Below are 19,783 nucleotides of genomic sequence, written 5' to 3'. Positions count from 1 at the left end.
CAGCGCATCCAACCAGAAAACAGTACGAAAGTTCAGAGAATGCATGAGACGCTTAGCTCTATGAGTTCGAACCGACCAGGTGAAACACCCGAGGGGTCCGGCTGCTCACCGGAAGACCTGATGCTTCAGATCGCTGCGGGAAACGAGGCTTCCTTCGAGCAGCTCTACGACATGCTCTCGGCCCGGGTCTTCGGGCTGGTCCGCCGCATCCTGCGCGACGGGGCGCAAAGCGAGGAAGTTCTCCAGGAGGTTTTCGTCGAGGCCTGGCAGTATGCGACCCGCTTCGACCCGGCCCGTGGCACCGTGACCACGTGGCTGCTGACCTTGGCGCACCGCCGGGCCGTGGACCGGGTCCGTTCCAGCCAATCCAGCCGGGAGCGGGACCTGCGCGTCGGGATCAAGGACTACCAGGCCAGCTACGACAATGTCGAGGAAAACGCGATCCTGCACGACGAGAGCCTGCGGGTGGCGCAGGCGCTGCAGCGGCTGAGCGAGGGCCAACGCGAGGCCATCGAGCTGGCCTACTTTGGCGGGTACACCCACCACGAGGTAGCCGACAGGTTGAAGATCCCGGTGGGAACGGCCAAGACACGGATACGCGATGGAATGATCAGACTTCGAGACCTGATGGGGGTGGCGTAATGGAGAACAAGCACAACGACAACGAGCTGGCCGGCAGCTTCTCCCTGAACGCGCTGGGTGATACCGAGCGCGAGGACCTCCTGCGCCAGGCCGGGGAATCGGCCACGGTGAGGGACGAAATCGACGAACTGCAACAGACCGCGGCACTGCTGGGATTGAGCACCGATCCGGTCGATCCACCACCCCGGGTCAAGGCCCGGCTCATGGACACCATCCGCACCACCGAACAGCTGCCCCCGGTACCGCCGCCGGAAACGCCGGCAGCACCGGGGACGGGTAGGACCGTGCAACGGTTCTTCGCCCTGGCTGCCGGCGTGCTGTTGCTCGCCGCCGGAGGGTTGGGCGCGGTGGTACTGAACCAGAACACGCAGCAGCGCGAACTGGAGCAGCGACTGGATGCCCTGTCTTCGCGCCAGGACGAACTCATCCAGATCCTTGCGTCGGCAGATGTGCAGTCCAAGTCGCAGACCATGGACAACGGGGCCACGGTCACCCTGTCCTACTCGGCGACCGCGGGAATGATGGCGGTGGCAACCGCCGGAATGCCCGAGCTGCCCAGCAACATGGGCTATGAGCTGTGGCTGATCTCCGCCGACGGCGCAGCGTCGGCAGGGATGCTCGGTGGCACCGAGGCGGACGGCGTGAAAATGATCTCCGGCTCCATGGAGGGTGTCACGCACTTCGGGATCACCGTGGAGCCTTCCACCGGATCGGATTCGCCCACCACCGAGCCCATCATGGTGCAGGAGCTCTGAAGCCAGGGAACCGGATGCCTCCGGTTCCAATCCGTTCGTGCCGGTGCTCCGAAGAAGCAGTGAGAGGTTATCCCCCGCCCCGGCTGGACGGGGGACAATGATGGCAACAACCTACGGGGTGAACGGCAATGGAACGAACAGCACCAAGCGGGCGGTGGAATTCAATCACTGCCGCGCTATCCGGGATCTGTGCCGGCGCAATGCTGTTCGGTACCGCCCAGCTGGTGTCGGTATTCTTTTCCGTCTCCTCCTCGCCAATGGTTGCCCTGGGCTCCACCACCATCGACTTCACCCCGCCCTGGTTGAAGGATCTCGCCATTTCCCTGTTCGGTATGAACGACAAACTGGTGCTGTTCATCTGTATTGGCGTGGTGGGCGCCGTGGTATCCGCCCTGCTGGGCCTGCTGGCCCGGCGCAGCTACCGGTTGTCCGCCGCCGCGATCATCCTGCTGGCTGCCGTGGTAGCCGTGGCCATGATCTCCCGGGCGTCCACCGGGGCAGGTGACCTGGTGCCCATCCTCCTGGGGACCGCATGCGGCCTGGCAGTCCTGAAGTGGCTGACGGTCCTGGCGTCCCGCATCCCCGGTGGGATCCACGCTCCGGGCAGGGCAGGTTCCAGCCGACGGGACTTCCTGCTCGCTTCGTCGGTGTCACTGGCGGCAGCGGTGCTGGCGGCGGGGGTTGCGAAGTCCCTGACAGCGGCCAGGAATGCGGCGGAAGCGGCGCGGGCCGCGCTGGGCTTGCCGGAGGCCAGCCGCAAGGCCGCTCCCCTGCCCGCAGCCGTACAGTTCCCGATGGCGCAGATGCCCCCGTTCATAACCCCCAACCAGGATTTCTACCGGATCGATACCGCCTTGTCGGTACCGGTGATCGACCCGGCCCAATGGTCCCTGCGGGTTCACGGCATGGTGGAGAACGAATTCACGCTCAGCTTCGAGCAACTGCTGGCCGAAGACCTGGTCGAGACGTACCTGACCCTGACCTGTGTCTCAAATCCAGTAGGCGGGGATTTGGTGGGCAACGCCAAGTGGCTGGGCTATCCGCTGCGCAAACTGCTGGAACGGGCCGTGCCCACCACCGGCGCCGATATGGTCTTGTCGACCTCGGTTGACGGTTTCAGCGCCTCGACACCGCTGACAGTACTCACCGACGACCGGATGGCGTTGCTGGCCATCGGGATGAACGACGAGCCGTTGCCGCTGGAACACGGGTTTCCGGTTCGCATGGTGGTTCCGGGTCTCTACGGCTATGTCTCAGCCACCAAGTGGCTGGTGGACCTGGAGGTGACCCGGTTCCAGGACAAGACGGCGTATTGGACCACTCGCGGCTGGTCCGCGAAGGGGCCGATCAAGATGTCCTCCCGTGTCGATACCCCTCGACCATTCGCCCGGCTTCCGGTTGGTGAAGTGGTGATGGGTGGTAGCGCCTGGGCACAGACCAGCGGCATCTCCCGTATCGAGGTACAGGTGGATGACGGCGACTGGCAGGAGGCCGAACTGGCGTCCGAGGCTAGCGTGGATACCTGGCGGCAATGGCGGTTTGTGTGGCCCGGTGGCCAGCCGGGTACGCACACCGTAACGGTGCGCGCCTACGACGGGGACGGGCAGTTGCAGAGCGGGCAGAAGGCGGATCCCGCTCCCGATGGTTCATCCGGATGGCATCGGCTGCAGTTCTCCGTCGAGTAACGCCGCTATCCCCGGACGAACCACCAGCCAGGTGCCCGGGCACCTGGCTGGGACCCATGGCGGACAGCACGCGGAAAACCGTTGACGACCACCCGCAAACCCCGATTTTGCTAGCGGATACCCCCGAATGTCGTTGACTGCACGACCGTCGCTCCTACAGTCGCTGCGAGTGAAGCCACTACGCTTGACCGCTGTTGGGTAGGCTCCGGCGGGGAACCGCCCACGTTTCGTTTACACGGGTTCACCAGTCGAGATCGTGATCGACCGGGATCCCGGTCCGGATCGACGTTCCGGGAGTAGGGGATGTGCAGCGGCGGCCGCCACCTCGGTCCTGGCCGCCGTGCCCAGCAACTCTCCGGCACAGGCCCAACCGAAGAACCAGCAGGCCGGATCGGGCATTTTCAATGCCAAGGTGCTCACCCGGGATCTGGCCGGTTCGTTGCCGGTGGTTTTCGCGTTTAAGGACAACGTCCAGGTCGCCAAGTCCATCTCCAGGCAGATCACCTTCGGCACCCCCAAAGATGCGAAGCGCACTGGTCAGTGCCCCAGGCAATGAACTGGCCGGGGTTTCCTGCCGCAGTGGAACCACCGCGTACTATTCCCAGAATCCCGCAGCTGCGGACGCGCCGCCCAGCGCCGGTGCGCCGGCCTTGCTTGAATGGCTGGACAAGCGCGGCAAGTCCCGCGCCATCGCGGATCTGGCCGCATTCGAACGGAAGTGTGCCCTCATTGGCGCCACGGTCTACGGCGTGTGGGATGTCTCGATGGATTACCTGGCCCAGACGCCCGACAAGCAATCCAAGGGAAAGCCCTACTCCCATCCGTAGCCGTCCGTTCCAACCAGGAGCGGGGTCTACGGGATGCTGCGGCCAATGCGATACTGCGTGTGCCCCAGGAGGGCACGGTCTACACGATGAAATCTCCAGACCAGGACGAACTAACTACCAGCTGGCTAACGGGTTGAACGCTCCGACCGGTGTCACAGTGGATCGGAAAGGACAGGCAGCAGGTCGACGAGTGCGTGGGCGGTGGCGTGACGAAGCTCGTTACGGGAAAGACAGTGATCGTGCTTCCGGCTGGCATGGCTACGATTATGGAACCCAGGGCCAAGAGATTGGCGGCCACGATGGGCGCAGTCGAGGCAGGAAAGCCATTGTCAGCCAAGGACAGGGAAGGTGGTCACGGAACCTGCTTGTCCACGGCGCGTCGCTGCCCGGTGAGCCAAGGCCGGGGGTTGCGTTTCCCGGGGTGGTCCAGCGTGGTAGGGAACACCGCCGTGGCAGCCTTTCGGGGCTGCCACGGCGGTGTTGTCAATCCGGTGAGACGTTCGAGGATCAGTCCTCGTCGGGCTCGTCCTTCTTGTACGGGTCCTGGTCGCCGGCGTGCACCTTGCCCTCACGCAGTGCGGCGACCTCGGCATCCTTTTCGCGGGCCTTGGCCAGCAGCTCGTCGAGGTGCGAGGCGTTCTCCGGGATCTCGTCCGCAACGAATTCCAGGGTCGGGGTCAACCGGATGGTCAGGTTCCGCCCCAATTCCTTGCGCAGCGCACCGGTGCGCTTGGCCAGGATCTGCGCGATCTCGGCCTTCAGCTCGGCCTCGCCGAATACCGTGTAGTAGACGGTGGCGTGCTGCAGGTCATTGGTGACCCGGGCATCGGTGACGGTCACGTTGTCGATGCGCTCGTCCTTGATCACGGTGCGCAGCGACTGGGCCATCAGGACCTTGACGCGCTGGGCCAGTCGGGCGGCGCGGGCTGAGTCAGCCATGTTCCTACTCCTTGAATGTCTTGTGTTTTCAAAGGCGCGTGGGCGCACACCGGGATGGTTATCTCCCGGGGCGCGCCCACGCGGTTGCTACCTGTTCGGTACCTTAGTCGCGCGGCTTTTCGCGCATCTCGAAGGTCTCGATGAGGTCGCCTTCCTTGATGTCGTTGAACGAGCCCAGTCCGACACCACATTCGAAGCCTTCGCGGACCTCGGTGACGTCGTCCTTCTCGCGGCGCAGCGAGTCGATCGCCAGGTTGTCGGCCACCACGTTGCCGTCGCGGACCAGGCGTGCCTTGGCATTGCGCTTGACCGAGCCGTTGCGGATGATCGAACCGGCGATGTTGCCGAACTTCGAGGAGCGGAAGACCTGGCGGACTTCTGCGGTGCCCAGGGCAACCTCTTCGTAGATCGGCTTGAGCATGCCCTTCAGGGCCGACTCGATGTCATCGATCGCACCGTAGATGACCGAGTAGAAGCGCATGTCCACGCCTTCCTTGTCGGCCATTTCGGCAACGCGCTCCGCAGGTCGGACGTTGAAGCCGATGATGATCGCGTTGTCCACGGTCGCCAGGTTCACGTCGTTCTGCGTAATGGCACCCACACCGCGGTGGATCACGCGCAGCTGGACCTCGTCGCCCACGTCGATCTTCATCAGCGAGTCTTCCAGGGCCTCCACGGCACCGGAGACGTCACCCTTGAGGATCAGGTTCAGGGTATCGATCTTGCCCTCGGCCACAGCCTGGTCGAAGTCTTCCAGGGTGATGCGCTTGCGACGCTTGGCCAGCTGGGCGTTGCGCTCGGCGGTCTCGCGCTTGTCGGCGATCTGACGGGCGGTACGCTCGTCGGCGGTCGCCAGGAAGCTGTCACCGGCGCGGGGCACCGAGGACAGGCCCAGGACCTGTACCGGACGTGACGGCAGGGCCACGTCCAGGTTCTCGCCGTTCTCGTTGAACATGGCACGCACACGACCGTGGGCGGTACCGGCCACGATGGTGTCGCCGACGCACAGGGTACCGGACTGCACCAGCACGGTGGCCACGGCGCCGCGACCCTTGTCCAGGTTCGCTTCGATGGCCACGCCACGGGCGGACTTGTCCGGGTTGGCGGTCAGTTCCATGCCGGCGTCCGCGGTCAGCAGCAGCGCGTCCAGCAGGTCGTCGATACCCTCCTTCTGCAGGGCCGAGACATGCACGAACATGGTGTCGCCACCGTATTCCTCGGGGACCAGACCGTATTCGGCCAGCTGGCCCTTGACCTTGTCCGGGTTGGCGGCAGGCTTGTCGACCTTGTTCACTGCCACGATGATCGGCACACCGGCCGACTGGGCGTGGTTCAGGGCTTCCACGGTCTGCGGCATGACACCGTCATCCGCGGCAACCACCAGCACGGCCAGGTCGGTGACCTTGGCACCACGGGCACGCATGGCGGTGAACGCCTCGTGGCCCGGGGTATCGATGAAGGTCATCGCGCGTTCGCGGCCCTCATGCTCGTGGACGATCTGGTAGGCACCGATGTGCTGGGTGATGCCGCCGTGCTCGCCCTCGATGACGTTGGACTTGCGGATGGCATCCAGCAACCGGGTCTTACCGTGGTCAACGTGGCCCATGATGGTGATGACCGGGGCGCGCTCTTCGAGCTCGTCCTCGGTTTCGGCCTCAAGCTCGGCGTCCAGGTCGAGGCCGAAGCCTTCGAGCAGTTCGCGGTCCTCGTCCTCCGGGGACACGACGGCTACCTTGTAGCCCAGCTCCTCGCCGAGTACCTCGAAGGTGGCCTCGTCCAGCGACTGGGTGGCGGTGGCCATTTCACCGAGGTGGAACAGCACCGTCACCAGCGCAGCCGGGTTTGCGCCGATCTTATCGGCGAAATCGGTGATGGTTGCGCCGCGGCGCAGACGGATCTCGGTGTCACCGTTGCCGCGTGGTACGTTCACGCCGCCCAATGACGGAGCACTCATCTGCTCCAATTCCTGGCGCTTCGCGCGCTTGGACTTGCGCTGCTTGCCGCGTCCGCCGCCACCGCGACCGAAGGCACCGCCGACGCCACCGCGACCGCGCGGTGCACCCGGGCGGAAACCGCCGCCGGTGCCGCCACCGGCACCCGGGCCGCTGCCGCCACCTGGACGACCACGGCCTGCGCCACCGCCGCCGGGACGACCTGCACCGGCCGGAGCCGGACGGTCAGTGCGGTTGGGCATCATGCCCGGAGTTGCCTTGGCACCGGAGGGGGTGCGTGGTGTGGCTGGGCGTGGACCGCCCTGACCGGCTGCCGGGCGTGGACCGCCCTGGCCTGCTGGACGTGGGGTGCGTGGAGCGCCACCGGCCTGGCCGTCACGGCCCGGACGCGGAGCGCCGCCTGGGCGCGGACCACGGCCGCCACCCTCTGGGCGGGGACCACGGCCTTCGCCGGTGCGCATACCCTGCTGCGAGGAGAAGGGGTTATTACCTGGACGTGGACCGCCCGGGCGTGGGCCACGCTGGCCGCCACCGGGGCGTGGAGCCGGGGAATCACCCGAGCGCATGCCCTGCTGGGAAGCGAACGGGTTGTTTCCCGGACGCGGGCCGGCGGCCGGCTTCGGCGCAGGCTTTGGACCTGGCTTCGGGCCACCGGGAGTTGGCGCGGCAGGAGCCTCGGCTGCCGGCTGGGCCGGTGCCTGCGGGGCTGCGGGTGCAGCTGGCGAAGGCTTCTGTGCGGCCTTGGGAGCCACATTCGGCTTGGGAGCCGCGGTTCCCGGCTTCGGCGCAGTGCCGGTTTTCGGGGTTGCCGGGGCGGCCTTGGGCGCAGCCGGACGGGATGCCGCCGGCTTGGACTGGGCGGAACCGCCAAAGGCATCGCGCAGCTTGCGCACTACCGGAGGTTCCACGGTGGAGGAAGCGGAACGAACGAATTCGCCCATTTCCTGCAATTTGTTCAATGCATCTTTAGAGGTGATTCCGAGCTCTTTTGCGAGCTCGTGAACGCGGAGTTTAGCCACATCTCTCCTGTGTCAGTGTGATCGACCGACACCTCACATCACAGGGGAAATGGGGTTTCGGCAGATCAGGATAATTGTTCGTCTTTGTTTTCCGCCGCAAGGTGGAATACGCAAAACTGATTGCTCATCGTTTGGCGCTCATCGTTGCGGACTCATCGGGTAGCCATCAGATTTCTGACCCGCTTTCCTTATCTCTGCCAGTTCGCCGGTCTGGTGCCGTGCGATCTTCGTATGCCTCAAAGTCCTGCAGCACCGCGCTGGCATCCACCTGCGCGCGGAAGGCGCGGGCGAATCCCTTGCGGTGCACGGCTTGTTGCACACACTTTGGTACCGGGTGGGTCCAGGCGCCACGACCGTGTGCCTGTCCGGTTGCATCCAGACGAACCTGCAATTGCGGCTGTCCGGGCTGCACAACCCAGCGAATGAGCTCGTTCTTGGACGTGGTGATGCGGCATCCCATACATGTGCGTTGCTGGTGCAGCTTCATGCGCCGGGACGTCCCACTTTCACTTGATCCTCAAAAGAGCCAACTACCAGTCTAGCGCGTTTATGCCCCGACGTTGCTGTGAGCTAACTATCACGTACGCCGGGGCACCAGAAACGCAACTAGAAACGTGGTTCCTTGCCGCCTGATTCGGCGATGATGTCAATGCGCCAGCCGGTGAGCTTCGCGGCAAGGCGGGCGTTCTGTCCTTCCTTGCCGATGGCCAGCGAGAGCTGGGAGTCCGGAACCACGACGCGGGCCCGGCGGTCATCCACGTCAAGGATGTCCACCGAAACCACCTTGGACGGTGACAGGGCCGAGGCGATGAACTTCGCCGGATCCTCGTCGTAGTCCACGATGTCGATCTTTTCGTCGTTGAGTTCGTTCATCACGGCCCGCACACGCGTGCCCATTTCACCGATGCAGGCGCCCTTGGCGTTCACCCCGGCCTCGGTGGCGTGCACCGCGATCTTGGTGCGGTGCCCTGCTTCACGGGCCAGGGCCTCGATGACCACTACCCCGTCGGCGATTTCCGGAACTTCCATTTCGAACAGCTTGCGGACCAAGGAGGGGTGCGAGCGCGAGATCGTGATGGCAGGGCCCTTCGGGCCGCGTTCGGCCGAAACCACGAAGGCGCGCAGCCGTTCACCGTGCTTGTACTTCTCGCCGGGAACCTGTTCCGGCGGCGGAAGCAGGGCTTCGACATCACCGATGTTCACCTGGATCATGTGGGCGCTGTTGCCCTGCTGGATGGTACCGGAGATCAGTCCGCCTACACGGTCGCGGTATTCGCCGACCACCTGGTCGTCCTCGGCCTCACGCAGTCGCTGCATGATGACCTGGCGGGCGGTGGAGGCGGCAATGCGGCCGAAGCCCAGCGGGGTGTCGTCGAACTCGCCCAACAGCACGCCGTGCTCGTCAAAGTCCTTGACCATGATGCTCACGTGCCCGTTGCGCTGCTCGATATGCGCCCTGGCGTTGGGCATGGCACCCTCGGTCTTGTTGTAGGCCAGCAGCAGGGCCGACTCGATGGTGGTGATCAGGACATCCATGGGGATGTCACGGGTCTTTTCCAAGGTGCGCAGTGCATCCATATCGATGTCCATGCTCAGGCCTCCGGGTCTTCTAGGTCGATGATGTCCAGGTCTTCGTCGTTGCGGTTGAATTCGATGTCAACGACGGCTTTACGAATATCGGCCAAGGCGAAGTTGCGTGCCGTGTCGATCTTTTCCTTCATGCCCTTCTTGGCCGGTTCGTGGTGCACTTCGATCGACACCTCGTCGTCGCCCACCTCGGTGATCCGGCCACGAAGTTTGGTTCCGTCGGTCAGCTGGAACTTCACCAGCCGCGAAAGCGCGCGAACCCAGTGGCGGGTTTCGGTCAGTGGACGGGACAGTCCCGGAGAGCTGACTTCCAGGTCATAGGGAGCCGCGTTGGCGTATACGGAGTCGGAGTCCAGCACCTTCGAGATGGTTTCGGTCACTTCGCCCAGCTGGTCCAGGTTGACGCTGGCCGTGCCCGTTGGCAGGTCGACGGTGATCTGCAGGATGAGCTGTTTACCCGCTGGCCGAAGAGTAATGTCTTCGAGAACCAGCCCGTGGGATTCAACGTCCTTTTGCAGTACGGCCATGAGCCGTGATGCCTCTTGTTCGGTATCGGCCGGCTTCCCGGTCATGGATATCCTCCCACGTTATTCGTTGTTGTACTTCTAAGCGTAGCGCCATCGGGCTGGGGCTGGATACGAGTTTAGCCCTCGAGGTGAAGGAACTCACGAAGATCTGTGCCACAGCCACCGGGCTGGCCCACCCTGATGCCGAATCATGGAATGATCGATGGTGTCATGAACAATTCTTCGTCCGCACCGCGTCCCAAATGGCCCGGCTGGTTGACCCCAGTGATGGCCGCTGCCCTGATCCTGGCCGTCGTCTGGGGCCTGGGTGTCACAGTGTTCCGAGGCGTCCTGGAAAACCGCGGATTGCCCGAAGAGGTGCGCGGGTCCACCCAGGAGCAATTCGCTTTCTGGCACTACGGAACCAAACTGGACAACTGGGCGACCCGGGCCGGGGCGTTGGCGCAGTTGGCCGAGGACGAAGCGTCGACGCAGGCCCTGACCGCATTGCGCGAGTCCCTGGAACGTGGTGCTGCCCTGCACGGTGCGATCCGCTATGCCGATGACGAAGAGCCGGTCATACCCACCGACTACTCCGTGGAGATGGCCATCGCCTTGGCCCAGGAGATCCTGGAGCCCGGCGACCGGCCCACCGGGGATCCGACTTCGGACCCGGAAGCCGCGTCCCTGCTTGTTCGCACCGTTTTTGAGGCCAGTCTCGATGCGCGTAGTCTCCTGGCAGCGGTGGACCCCGAATCTGCACCGGATCGGGTCGCAGTACCGCTGGGAGAAATAGCCGGGAACAAGGATGACGCAGGCATCGTGACCTGTGTGCTCGACCCGGGCCTGCTGAATCCCGACTCCGAGATCTCCGAAGGTGAGGATTCTGCCTCCATCCGTGTCGCGCGCACGCTGGATCGTGGCTACGCACTGGATTATGTCTTGCAACTCCAGGCTGCCCGCTCCTCCGCCGAAACAGCGGCCACCATCGAGGCGGTACGCAATGGATTAAACGACCAGTTAGGTGAAATCCGGACCGTCGTGGACAGCGAATGCGCCGACCTTCGACTGCCGGCCTACGATCTTCCAGAGAAGTCACTGGATGCTTTGGCAGAGCTGGCAGCCCATCTGGAAACTGACTTCGAGAACGAGCTGTTGTTGGCCACCACCCTTTCCTCGGGTGAAGCACAGCGGGTTCTGGCGGATGCCCTCTGGCAGAACCTGACCATCAGGCAGGATGCAGGAAGACCCCCACAGTTGTTGTCGGCTAATTAGGCTGTGGCAAGCCGACGTGCGCATTGCCGTCCCGAGAAAATCCTTGATTGGCTTATCAGGGCCGTTACGTTCTAGCCTGGGGGTTTCATCGTTTGAGGTGTCATAACGGCTTCTAGGCCAAAAAGTGTGTCCCGAAACTTGATCCTGCCCCAGATTTCAGGGCCAGGATCAAGTGTCACATGGGTATTCAATCCATAAGTGTGAACCTTATTGGACAAACCCACCTATGTATTATCTGCCATTCACCGATGAAAATAGAATGGCACCACCTCGAAAGGAACTCAACGCTGGCGCTGCACCCACTGCAATGCCAGCGCCACCTTCAAACGCCCCGACACCACTGCACGCATCGAACTAACCGCTTTCGTCAACTGGCTGACCAGCAAGCAAAACCAAACCGAACACGCCACCACCAGCGCCCGCAGCTTCCGCCACCACACCGCCTGGCGCTGGAACGTGCGCCCCTACCTGAACACCACCGGTGAAGTCTTCTACCAGATCCAAGTCCACGGGATCTACCTACGCCCTTCGCTGGTGCTGCCTGATCGCGATCGCCCACGGCCAGATCCTGGCATGGCATGGCAATGGTGCGATACGGAAAAAGCCGTCGCTTGGAGAGCGCTACTAGGACACCTGCCTGAACCCAAGGCCGTGGTCACGGACGGCGGGTCCTGGCTGCTCAAAGCCCTCCAAGAGTTGTGGCCCACCGTGAAGATCCAATGATGCCTGGTCCACATCCAACGCAACGTGCGCACCTACCTGACCCTGAACCCCATAACTCTTGCTGGTAAGGCGCTACGCGCCTTGAGCCTGAAACTCACCGGGATCCACACCCAGGAACACGCCACCGACTGGATCCAACTGTTCACCGACTGGCACACCCAGTACCGGCAGTTCCTCAACGAACGTACCTACGCGAACCAGTGGTCAGGGTAGCTACCGGCCGGGATCCGGCCCGGCCGCTCCTGGTGGTACACCCATGAACGACTGCGCAGCGCCTACTCTACGATCAACACCGTCGTCCGCCGTGGCCACCTGTTCACTTTTCTGGCCACCGACCTAATCGGTCTGGGGATCTACGCCGACACGAACATAATCGAAGGAGCGATCAATTCCGGGATCCGCGCCATGATTTTCCACCACCGCGCAATGCCCGCCGAGCACCGAAGAAGAGCGGTGGATTGGTTCTGCTGGATCCACGCCGACATGGCCTCACGTCCAGCCCCGGATATCCTGGCAGCATCCGGATACTACACCACTGCCCCGAAGAACAAGACCCAACCTGAATTGGAAGAAGCACCCCTGGGTCCCGAACTCTTCGGCACCGTCGCAGTGGCCGAGAAAGGGTTCTACAACCGCCAAGGATGGGCCGGCCTCAACCAGTAAACCCGACTAAATCCAGTGTCTGGTCCGGATAACATGCCCGGGCCAGTCACACATTTTGGCCTGTAGCCTTTTCCGGCAGTTGGAGAAGCTTTTTGTCTTGAAATGAGACATAAAAGGATCTCTAACCCTGTGTCCACCATGGGCACAACGAGCCCGATGTTGCGTGTTTCTGTGTCGAGGATGCGATTACCTTGAGTTGCCCACCACGTCAACGGAAGGCTGCACCCCATGAAGGTTCAACACGTGATCATGCCCAGTTCCCGGGCCGAATCCTGGACGGTGCTCGGCGACGGCCTGATGCCGATCGAACCCGTCGAACGGTTCTTAGCCTATCTTGCCGCGATCGAACGATCGCCCAACACAGTCAAGGCCTACGCCCATGATCTGAAGGACTGGTTCGCTTTCCTGGCCGGTCGGCAGCTGGACTGGCAGAGGGTCACGGTGGAGGACGTGGCAGCGTTAGTTGCCTGGCTTCGCCTGCCGCCCGGACGGTCCAGATGCTGGTAGTGCCGAGCACCATTGCAGCGAGTCAAGCGTGAACCGGAAACTTGCGGCGCTGAGCACTTTTTGCGAGTTCCATGCCCGGCACGGCGCCCCGCTCTCAGGGCTGCTGACCACGATGATGCCCGGCGGCAGGGGCGGGGCACAGCAGCCGTCGTTCAAGCCTTTCCTGCATCACATGACCAAGAGCATCGACCAGCGCCGCCGGGTGATCAAGCTGCGCTCCACCGCGCCACAGGCCCGGGTCCTGACCGCGGGCGAGGCCCAATCCTACCTTCACCGCACCCGATCTGACGAGCTTCACCCGTCTGGATCAGCTGCAACTGACCGCAACAGGCCAGCACCTCACAGCAGTGAAAGCAGAGATCCTCTGCGAGGTCACGACCCCTGATCCGTGGTGCCGTACCTGCGGTGCGGTCGGGGTTCCTCACGATACCGTGACCCGCAGAATCGCTCATGAGCCCTTCGGTTGGCGGCCGACCGTTCTGGTGATCAGGCACCGCCGCTACCGGTGCCAGCACTGCCACCGGGTGTGGCGTGATGACCTGGGCAAGGCGGTGGCGCCACGACAGAAAATCTCCCGCACCGGGTTGCGGTGGGCACTGAACGGGCTGGTTTGCCAGCACCTCTCGGTCGCCAGGATCGCAGAAGGGCTCGGCGTCACCTGGAACACCGCGAACGAGGCCGTATTGGCCGAAAGCCAACGCGTACTGATCAACGATGCAACCCGGTTTGACGAGGTGAAGGTACTGGGAGTGGATGAGCAACCTCTGGCGGCACACCAAGAGCGGGGACAAGTACGTGACGGTCATCGTGGACCTCACCGGTGTGCGCGACTGCACCGGGCCCTCACGCTTACTGGACATGGTCCCCGGACGTTCCACAGCGGTATTCAAAACCTGGCTGGCTGCACGGGAGGAAGAGTGGAAGAGCGGGACCGAAGTCGTCGCCATGGATGGGTTCACCGGCTTCAAGACCGCTGCCGCCGAGGAACTGGAGCACGCGGTGGAAGTACTGGACCCTTTTCATGTCGTGAAGCTGGCCTCCGAAGCGTTGGATACGACCAGGCAGCGGGTTCAGCGTGAACAGCACGGGCGGCGGGGCCGGAAACATGACCCGCTCTACAAGTGCCGGCGGACCTTGACCGTGGGCTTATCGCTGGCCAGCGAGAAGCAAAAGGAACGGATCACCCAGTTATTCGTGAACAAGGCCTATGAACAGGTGGAGCTGGTTTGGAGCGTCTACCAGCGGATGGTGGACGCCTACCGGCAACCGAAAGCGGAGATCGGCCGGTGGGCCATGGAACAGCTGATCAGCAAGATCGGGGCCAAGACCCCCAAGGGGCTGCCAGAGTTGAAGAAACTCGGGCAAACCATGAAACGCAGGAAGACCGATATCCTCGCGTACTTCGACCACCGGGGAAGTTCGAATGGGCCCACTGAAGCGATCAACGGCAGGCTGGAACACCTACGCGGTATCGCGTTGGGGTTCAAGAATCTGACGCACTATATCGCACGCTCGTTGTTGGAAGCCGGTGGCTTCAGACCTCGTTTACACCCTAGATCCTGAAGAGCCGGTTTAGTCACTTTCATGATCAACAGGAATTTCCTTGATTAACAACCCGGCGTAATATGCGGGTTTACCCTAGTGGGAGCTTTATTTGCCTTAAAACGCAACAGCCTCGAATGGCTTATAAATATCTGCCACCGGATTTCCTTATAACGGTGCAATCACAATGCGAATCAATCCGGGATATTGGCGGCAAGTATTAGTGGCGCACCACCCTGGGCCACACCAATTCACAGCATCTTTCCGGACTTGCCATCAGCAAGCAACATTTCCACCCGTGAACGTGCCATATGAAGACGTATTTCCGGTTCATCGTCCGCGACCCAACCATACAGGCCACACCGAGATCAAACGGGAAAACCGGCATGTAGTCAGGTTTTATTTTCCGCCTCAAGATTTCCCCAGCAAATATTCGGCTATCGATTTATCTTCAATTTATAGCTAAGGTAATTAGACGCGTTACTTCTGGAACCGGTGTCAGGAGAACCATGGTTTTCTGATTTTTTCTTCTCCGGTCCCAGGGTCAGCTCATGGGGATCACTCGCTCGCAACCCACGATCGAATATGGAGGTACAGAAAATGCCAGGTCGCTTCGTTCGCTCCAAGATTGCCGAGCAAGTCGCCGAGGCCGTCGGCTCCCGCCAGGGTCGACAGGTGCTGCAAGAACACGGTTGGAGGCAGGGGATGCCGATAGTGATGGCCCAACCGACCGAACCGCTCAGCGATGCCATGGCGTTGGTGTGCGTACACGAACCTCCGGTGCTGCTGGCCACGCTGGATCCAAAGTCGGAGCGTTTGTGCTTTACCTACATCGCCGCGGGATGCGAGGTGCTTGAGGTGGTTGAGTCTCGCGACCCGGACAGCACCGTCCTTGATCTGTATACCGATGCACTCCAGCGCGTCACGTTCATGACATTCCGCATGATCGGACATGCCCACAGTTCATTGGCACACGCGTTGCCGCAACTGACAACACCTGAGAAGCACTTCCGTTCGTACGGGATGCCGGTGTCCGGAGCCGTGTAACCCTCCCATTCCGTGTTCCTGGTGGGCGAGGCCGGCTCTTCTATGGGCTGGCCTGGCCCACACAAGGAATCCGGGTTCGCGGGCTAGGCGAGCGATGTTGTGATTCTTGGGAGCCACGGCGTGCTTGCGCCCGGTGCGGCCCGCAAGGCACCTGCACAGCGGCATGCTACCGCCCAGATACGGCAGGCAGTCTTCCGATGCAATATTGGACTTTCCCCGAAGATCCCTGGGGTTCACGTCCGTGACTCCCCACCGGGGTCCAGTCAAAACTGTCGGGTGGTGGTTCGATCCACAGCGGCATCTGTCCCGGCGGGAGAGGGCTATTGGGCGGGTTGGGCGGTGACGTGTGCCCGGCACTCCATCTCGGGAGAGGTGTTGGTGGCGATATCGGCGAAGGCCACATCGGTGGACTCCCCGGCCTGCAAGGTGAAATCCTCCTCGTGCATGCCGGCGGCCGAGGTATTCGTGCTGGTACCCACCGAGAAGCGCACGGTATAGGTGTTCGCCGCGGTTCCGACATTGGTCAAGGTCGCCTTGCCACGCCAGACCCCGTCGTCATCTGCCGAACACAGGAAATCGCTGAGCACCTCCGCTTCGATTCCGGGTTCCGGGGTTCCGGCCTCGGGCGTTTGCTCCGGATCGGCCGAGCAGCCCGCCATGGAACCAACAAGCAAAACGAGTGCACTAACACCAAGTAGCCGTTTCACGGCTCAAGAATAGTCGAAGTGCGTGGTTCTGCCTATGCCTTGGGAAGACATTCGACCCGTCGTTGGGGGCTGTGCACCGGGTATGCTGCACCCCACCGGATCTCCTGGCCGGGCGCCGTCGCGCAGGTTGCCGAAAGGCGGTACCGTCAGCAAGTCCGTGGCCTCCGCCATGGTCGGGTGGCGGAGGCCACGGACTTGTCATTACCGGCTTGGCTATGCCCGGTGGTGGGTTTCGGCGAGCGCGTAGACCGGGGTGTCGATCCCTTCGTAGCGGGCCTTGAGCTGCAGGCCCAGGTATTTCGAATAGTGCCGGGACTGGTGCAGGTTGCCGCCGTGGAACCAGAGGTTCTTCACCCGGGTCGGCTTCCACATGTTGCGCAGCTCCCCCTGCCAGGGTCCGGGGTCCTTGGTGGTGTCCGATCCCAGTCCCCAGCACTTGCCCACTTCGTCGGCGACCTCCTGGGAGATCAGCCGGGCGGCCCAACCGTTCATGGATCCGTACCCGGTGGCGTAGACCACGGCGTCCGCTGGTAATTCGGTACCGTCGGCGAGGACCACCGAGTCCCTGGTCAGGTGCGACACCTCCCCCTTGGCCAGGGCGATGGAGCCGTCGGCGACCAGCTCCGATGCGCCGATGTTGATGTAGTACCCCGAGCCGCGTCGCAGGTACTTGAGAAACAGTCCGGAGTCGTCATCACCGAAATCCAGGTCGAAGCCGGCGTCGGTGAGCGACTGGTAGAACTCCTTGTCCTGCTCACGGATCAGGTCGAACCCCGGACGCTGGAAGTCGGGCAGGACCTTGTAGGGGATGGAGGCGAAGATCAGGTCCGCCTTGTGGTGGTCGATTCCCGCGGCGAGGGCCTCTTCGGAATACAGCGGTCCCAGGATGGTCTTCATCAGGGATTCGGATCTGACGATGTGCGTGCTGGAGCGTTGCACCATGGTCGGTTTGGCACCGTTTTGCACCAGATCGGCACAGATGTCGTGGGCGGAGTTGTTCGATCCGATCACCACGACATTCCGTCCCCGGTACCGTTGCCCACCCGGGTGGGTGGAGGAGTGGTTCTGTTCCCCGGCGAAGGTGTCATGGCCCGGATACCGGGGCATGTTGGGGATCCCGGACATGCCGGTAGCCAGGACCAGGTGGGTGGGGCGCAGGGTCAGCGGTTTGCCTTCACGTTCCACCTGGACGATCCACCCTTCACCCTCCGGGTCCTTGGTGGCGCTGGTTGCCTCGGTCAGGGACCAGTAGTCCAGTTCCATGATCTTGGTGTAGCACTCCAGCCAGTCCCCCATCTTGTCCTTGGGGGTGAACACCGGCCAATGGTCCGGGAAATCGATATAGGGCATGTGGTCGTACCAGACGGGATCATGCAAGGCCAGCGAATGGTAACGCGAACGCCATTGGTCACCCGGCTTGGGCAACTTGTCGACGATCAGCGCCGGGACCCCCATCCGCTTGAGCCGGGCACCGAGTCCGATGCCGCCTTGTCCCCCACCGATGATCAGCACATAGGGCTGTTCGCTGTCGCCGAACGCCTCCTGCTGGGCTGTGCGCCGGTCCAGCCAGTTCTCGGAACTCATGGCCGAGCCGTGCTCGGCGCCCGGTTCACGGCGGGTTCCGGCCGGTTCTGGATACTGCCGCAGCGATTGCGCGGTGCTCAGCAGTGTCCAGCATTGACCATCCCGCAGCCTGAACAGGCCGACACCGTCGAAGTCCTGGTTCTCGAAGGTGTACCAGGCCTCGATCACGCCGTCGGCGGTTTCGCTGGCCCCGGTGACCACCAGGTTCCGCGGCCAGGCTTCGCGTTGGATACCCAGCAGCATCCTCTCGATCCCGTCCCGGCCTTCGCTGGTGTGGATATTCCAGGACAGCGCGCACAGGTCCCGCCAGTAGGATTCCTCACCAAACAGTTCGGAGGCGGCGTGCGCGTCCCCGTCAGCCAACGCCTGCTGCAGGGCCTGCATCCAGGATGCTGCTTCGAGTTCGGGGTTGCTGGCATTCATGATGATCACTTCGCTTCCTCTGGGCTATCGCGTGTTGCTGGTCGGTACTGGGTGGCTGACCACCTGACGCCAGACTATGACGCGAATCACAAAAGGGAAGGGTTGCACAAGGTTGCACGGTCCGCCAGCGCGTAGCTAACCGGTGTGTTGGGCCGGCACCAGCAACCTGTAGGGTCGAGCCGCAATCAGACCGCCGAGCTTGCCGCGCAACCGGGAAATCTCAGCCCGGATGGTGACCGCGGACCCGCCCTGGGGCCACAGCTGGCGCAGGGTCGCCGCATCCACCCCGGCGGGATGGGCGGCGAACAGTTGCATGATCTGCCAATGCCGTGGCCCCAGCGGAACCTCGGTACAGGTCTGCCCGTGGCGGATCACTGCCCGCGGGTAGGGAGCGCTACTGAGTTCGAGCTGGATCTCGTTCTCGCTGCGTTGCAGGATCCAGCCGCCGTCCACCGGCTCGGCCCGCATGGGGCCAAGTCCCGGAATCCAGACGTTCCCCGGATCCATGTGGGCCGGCAGGGCGATACGCGGCCCAGGAGTATAGCCACGACTGGAAGCCACCATGCCATGGCTGTCCACCAGCAGGAAATCCTCCTCGGGTAGTACTGTCGCCGCTTCCAGCCTGTACATGTCCCTGGTGTGTTCCTGATACAGGGCGGCACCTGCCATAGCGGCCACCGAGGAGACCAGTGACAGGGTATGGGGGTGGGCGGTGCGGTAGGAACCGGCCAGGGTAATCGCCCCGAGCAACTTGCCGCTGGCCGGATGGATCACCGGAGCGCTGGTGCAGACCCACGAGTGCTGTTCCTCCCGCGCATGCTCGGGGCCGAAGATCTGCACCGGGGCACGCTCGGCCATGGCCGCCCCGATCCCGTTGGTACCCACGTCCGTTTCGCGCCATCGCGCACCATGGACGAAGCCGATCCCGTCGCTTTGCCGGCGGATCTGCGACGGGCCCATCACCCAGAGCACATAGCCTTGGGCATCGGAAACCACCAGCTGGTTGCCGGCCTGGGCCGCCAGGGACAGCAGGCTCTGCTTGAACAGCGGCAGCAGCCGATCCAGCTGCCCGTTCTCCCGGCGGCGTTCACGCACGGTGGAGGCATCCACTGGGGCGATCTCCCCCGCAACGGTGCCGGCCCGCGCCCAGGAACGGGCAACCACGGGGCGCACGCCCTGCGGGATCCGGGTATCCTGCGCCCAGTTGCGGTGCAGCGGCAGCAGCCCGCGGGCCTTGTGCAACGGATCGTCCCCGGCGTGCAGGGCTGCTTCGGTTGGCGCGGCGGTGCGCGGAAGATCCAGCGTCATCTACCGAATGATGCCATGGGCCGGGCTTTCAGGGAAGGGGTAAGGCCAGGAGCTACCCGCAGGAAGGGGGCGGCTTCTTCGCCCGCCGGCGA

Annotated in this window: 16 protein-coding genes and 2 pseudogenes; 10 read left to right on the top strand and 8 right to left on the bottom strand. The window is 63.1% G+C overall.

Annotated elements, in window-relative coordinates:
- Positions 1–60 precede the first annotated feature (60 nt).
- The 5 genes from sigK to OK351_RS07120 all read left to right on the top strand — a co-directional run bounded on the left by sigK (position 61) and on the right by OK351_RS07120 (position 3,909).
- A complete protein-coding gene (gene sigK / locus OK351_RS07140) occupies positions 61–642 on the top strand; it encodes an ECF RNA polymerase sigma factor SigK (protein ID WP_265157286.1) in 582 nt (193 codons plus the stop codon).
- The gene (locus OK351_RS07135; protein ID WP_265157284.1) at positions 642–1,397 is read left to right on the top strand and encodes an anti-sigma factor; all 756 of its coding nucleotides are present in this window, start codon (positions 642–644) and stop codon (positions 1,395–1,397) included. Before sigK ends, OK351_RS07135 begins: the two co-directional genes overlap by 1 nt.
- Before the next feature lie 128 nt (positions 1,398–1,525).
- Positions 1,526–3,082, top strand: coding sequence for a molybdopterin-dependent oxidoreductase (locus tag OK351_RS07130; protein ID WP_265157281.1), 1,557 nt, complete (start codon positions 1,526–1,528; stop codon positions 3,080–3,082).
- Positions 3,083–3,338: 256 nt separating this feature from the next.
- Positions 3,339–3,638, top strand: a complete 300-nt coding sequence (locus tag OK351_RS07125) for a hypothetical protein (RefSeq protein ID WP_265157279.1) — start codon at positions 3,339–3,341, stop codon at positions 3,636–3,638.
- The gene (locus tag OK351_RS07120) at positions 3,604–3,909 is read left to right on the top strand and encodes a hypothetical protein (RefSeq protein WP_265157277.1); all 306 of its coding nucleotides are present in this window, start codon (positions 3,604–3,606) and stop codon (positions 3,907–3,909) included. The genes OK351_RS07125 and OK351_RS07120 overlap by 35 nt, the downstream gene beginning before the upstream one ends.
- A gap of 507 nt (positions 3,910–4,416) precedes the next feature.
- Here OK351_RS07120 and rbfA read toward each other — a convergent pair.
- From rbfA to rimP, 5 genes are all read right to left on the bottom strand, one after another.
- Positions 4,417–4,848: a 30S ribosome-binding factor RbfA gene (gene rbfA, locus OK351_RS07115; protein ID WP_265157275.1), complete on the bottom strand. Its 432-nt coding sequence runs from the start codon at positions 4,846–4,848 to the stop codon at positions 4,417–4,419.
- A 103-nt stretch (positions 4,849–4,951) separates the two neighbouring features.
- Positions 4,952–7,819 (bottom strand): translation initiation factor IF-2, encoded by a 2,868-nt coding sequence (infB, locus tag OK351_RS07110; RefSeq protein ID WP_265157273.1) that lies wholly within the window; start codon positions 7,817–7,819, stop codon positions 4,952–4,954.
- 166 nt (positions 7,820–7,985) lie between these two features.
- A complete protein-coding gene (locus OK351_RS07105) occupies positions 7,986–8,306 on the bottom strand; it encodes a YlxR family protein (protein ID WP_265157271.1) in 321 nt (106 codons plus the stop codon).
- Positions 8,307–8,425: 119 nt separating this feature from the next.
- A complete protein-coding gene (gene nusA / locus OK351_RS07100; protein ID WP_265157269.1) occupies positions 8,426–9,409 on the bottom strand; it encodes a transcription termination factor NusA in 984 nt (327 codons plus the stop codon).
- Between the two features lie 2 nt (positions 9,410–9,411).
- On the bottom strand, positions 9,412–9,978 hold the full coding sequence (rimP, locus tag OK351_RS07095) for a ribosome maturation factor RimP (protein WP_265157267.1): 567 nt from the start codon (positions 9,976–9,978) through the stop codon (positions 9,412–9,414).
- Between the two features lie 165 nt (positions 9,979–10,143).
- Between rimP and OK351_RS07090 the strand changes: the two genes are divergently transcribed.
- The 5 genes and pseudogenes from OK351_RS07090 to OK351_RS07070 all read left to right on the top strand — a co-directional run bounded on the left by OK351_RS07090 (position 10,144) and on the right by OK351_RS07070 (position 15,669).
- On the top strand, positions 10,144–11,187 hold the full coding sequence (locus OK351_RS07090) for a hypothetical protein (RefSeq protein WP_265157265.1): 1,044 nt from the start codon (positions 10,144–10,146) through the stop codon (positions 11,185–11,187).
- 179 nt (positions 11,188–11,366) lie between these two features.
- Positions 11,367–12,573, top strand: a pseudogene (locus tag OK351_RS07085) (IS1249 family transposase).
- A 228-nt stretch (positions 12,574–12,801) separates the two neighbouring features.
- Complete coding sequence (locus OK351_RS07080; RefSeq protein ID WP_265157263.1) at positions 12,802–13,080, top strand: site-specific integrase; 279 nt, start codon at positions 12,802–12,804, stop codon at positions 13,078–13,080.
- A gap of 284 nt (positions 13,081–13,364) precedes the next feature.
- Positions 13,365–14,643: pseudogene (locus OK351_RS07075) on the top strand (ISL3 family transposase).
- Positions 14,644–15,222: 579 nt separating this feature from the next.
- Entirely contained in the window at positions 15,223–15,669 is a 447-nt protein-coding gene (locus tag OK351_RS07070) for a hypothetical protein (protein WP_265157261.1), read from the top strand.
- Positions 15,670–15,989: 320 nt separating this feature from the next.
- On the opposite strand, the gene OK351_RS07065 is transcribed toward OK351_RS07070, so the two are convergent.
- The 3 genes from OK351_RS07065 to OK351_RS07055 form a co-directional block, all read right to left on the bottom strand.
- Positions 15,990–16,376 carry a hypothetical protein gene (locus OK351_RS07065; RefSeq protein ID WP_265157259.1) on the bottom strand — a complete coding sequence of 129 codons (387 nt, stop codon included), beginning with the start codon at positions 16,374–16,376 and terminating at the stop codon, positions 15,990–15,992.
- Between the two features lie 213 nt (positions 16,377–16,589).
- A complete protein-coding gene (locus tag OK351_RS07060; protein ID WP_265157546.1) occupies positions 16,590–18,383 on the bottom strand; it encodes an NAD(P)/FAD-dependent oxidoreductase in 1,794 nt (597 codons plus the stop codon).
- A 135-nt stretch (positions 18,384–18,518) separates the two neighbouring features.
- Positions 18,519–19,691 carry a helix-turn-helix domain-containing protein gene (locus OK351_RS07055; protein ID WP_265157257.1) on the bottom strand — a complete coding sequence of 391 codons (1,173 nt, stop codon included), beginning with the start codon at positions 19,689–19,691 and terminating at the stop codon, positions 18,519–18,521.
- Positions 19,692–19,783 lie beyond the last annotated feature (92 nt).

Source organism: Glutamicibacter sp. MNS18 (assembly GCF_026107515.2).
Lineage (GTDB): Bacteria > Actinomycetota > Actinomycetes > Actinomycetales > Micrococcaceae > Glutamicibacter.
This window is presented reverse-complemented; position numbering and strand designations above follow the sequence as displayed.

Coding starts and splice junctions, on each gene's coding strand:
- rimP (WP_265157267.1), bottom strand. CDS start 9,978: ATGACCGGGAAGCCGGCCGATACCGAACAAGAGGCATCACGGCTCATG.
- OK351_RS07105 (WP_265157271.1), bottom strand. CDS start 8,306: ATGAAGCTGCACCAGCAACGCACATGTATGGGATGCCGCATCACCACG.
- nusA (WP_265157269.1), bottom strand. CDS start 9,409: ATGGACATCGATATGGATGCACTGCGCACCTTGGAAAAGACCCGTGAC.
- OK351_RS07090 (WP_265157265.1), top strand. CDS start 10,144: ATGAACAATTCTTCGTCCGCACCGCGTCCCAAATGGCCCGGCTGGTTG.
- OK351_RS07060 (WP_265157546.1), bottom strand. CDS start 18,383: ATGAATGCCAGCAACCCCGAACTCGAAGCAGCATCCTGGATGCAGGCC.
- OK351_RS07080 (WP_265157263.1), top strand. CDS start 12,802: ATGAAGGTTCAACACGTGATCATGCCCAGTTCCCGGGCCGAATCCTGG.
- OK351_RS07135 (WP_265157284.1), top strand. CDS start 642: ATGGAGAACAAGCACAACGACAACGAGCTGGCCGGCAGCTTCTCCCTG.
- OK351_RS07055 (WP_265157257.1), bottom strand. CDS start 19,691: ATGACGCTGGATCTTCCGCGCACCGCCGCGCCAACCGAAGCAGCCCTG.
- OK351_RS07120 (WP_265157277.1), top strand. CDS start 3,604: ATGCGAAGCGCACTGGTCAGTGCCCCAGGCAATGAACTGGCCGGGGTT.
- OK351_RS07130 (WP_265157281.1), top strand. CDS start 1,526: ATGGAACGAACAGCACCAAGCGGGCGGTGGAATTCAATCACTGCCGCG.
- OK351_RS07070 (WP_265157261.1), top strand. CDS start 15,223: ATGCCAGGTCGCTTCGTTCGCTCCAAGATTGCCGAGCAAGTCGCCGAG.
- sigK (WP_265157286.1), top strand. CDS start 61: ATGAGTTCGAACCGACCAGGTGAAACACCCGAGGGGTCCGGCTGCTCA.
- rbfA (WP_265157275.1), bottom strand. CDS start 4,848: ATGGCTGACTCAGCCCGCGCCGCCCGACTGGCCCAGCGCGTCAAGGTC.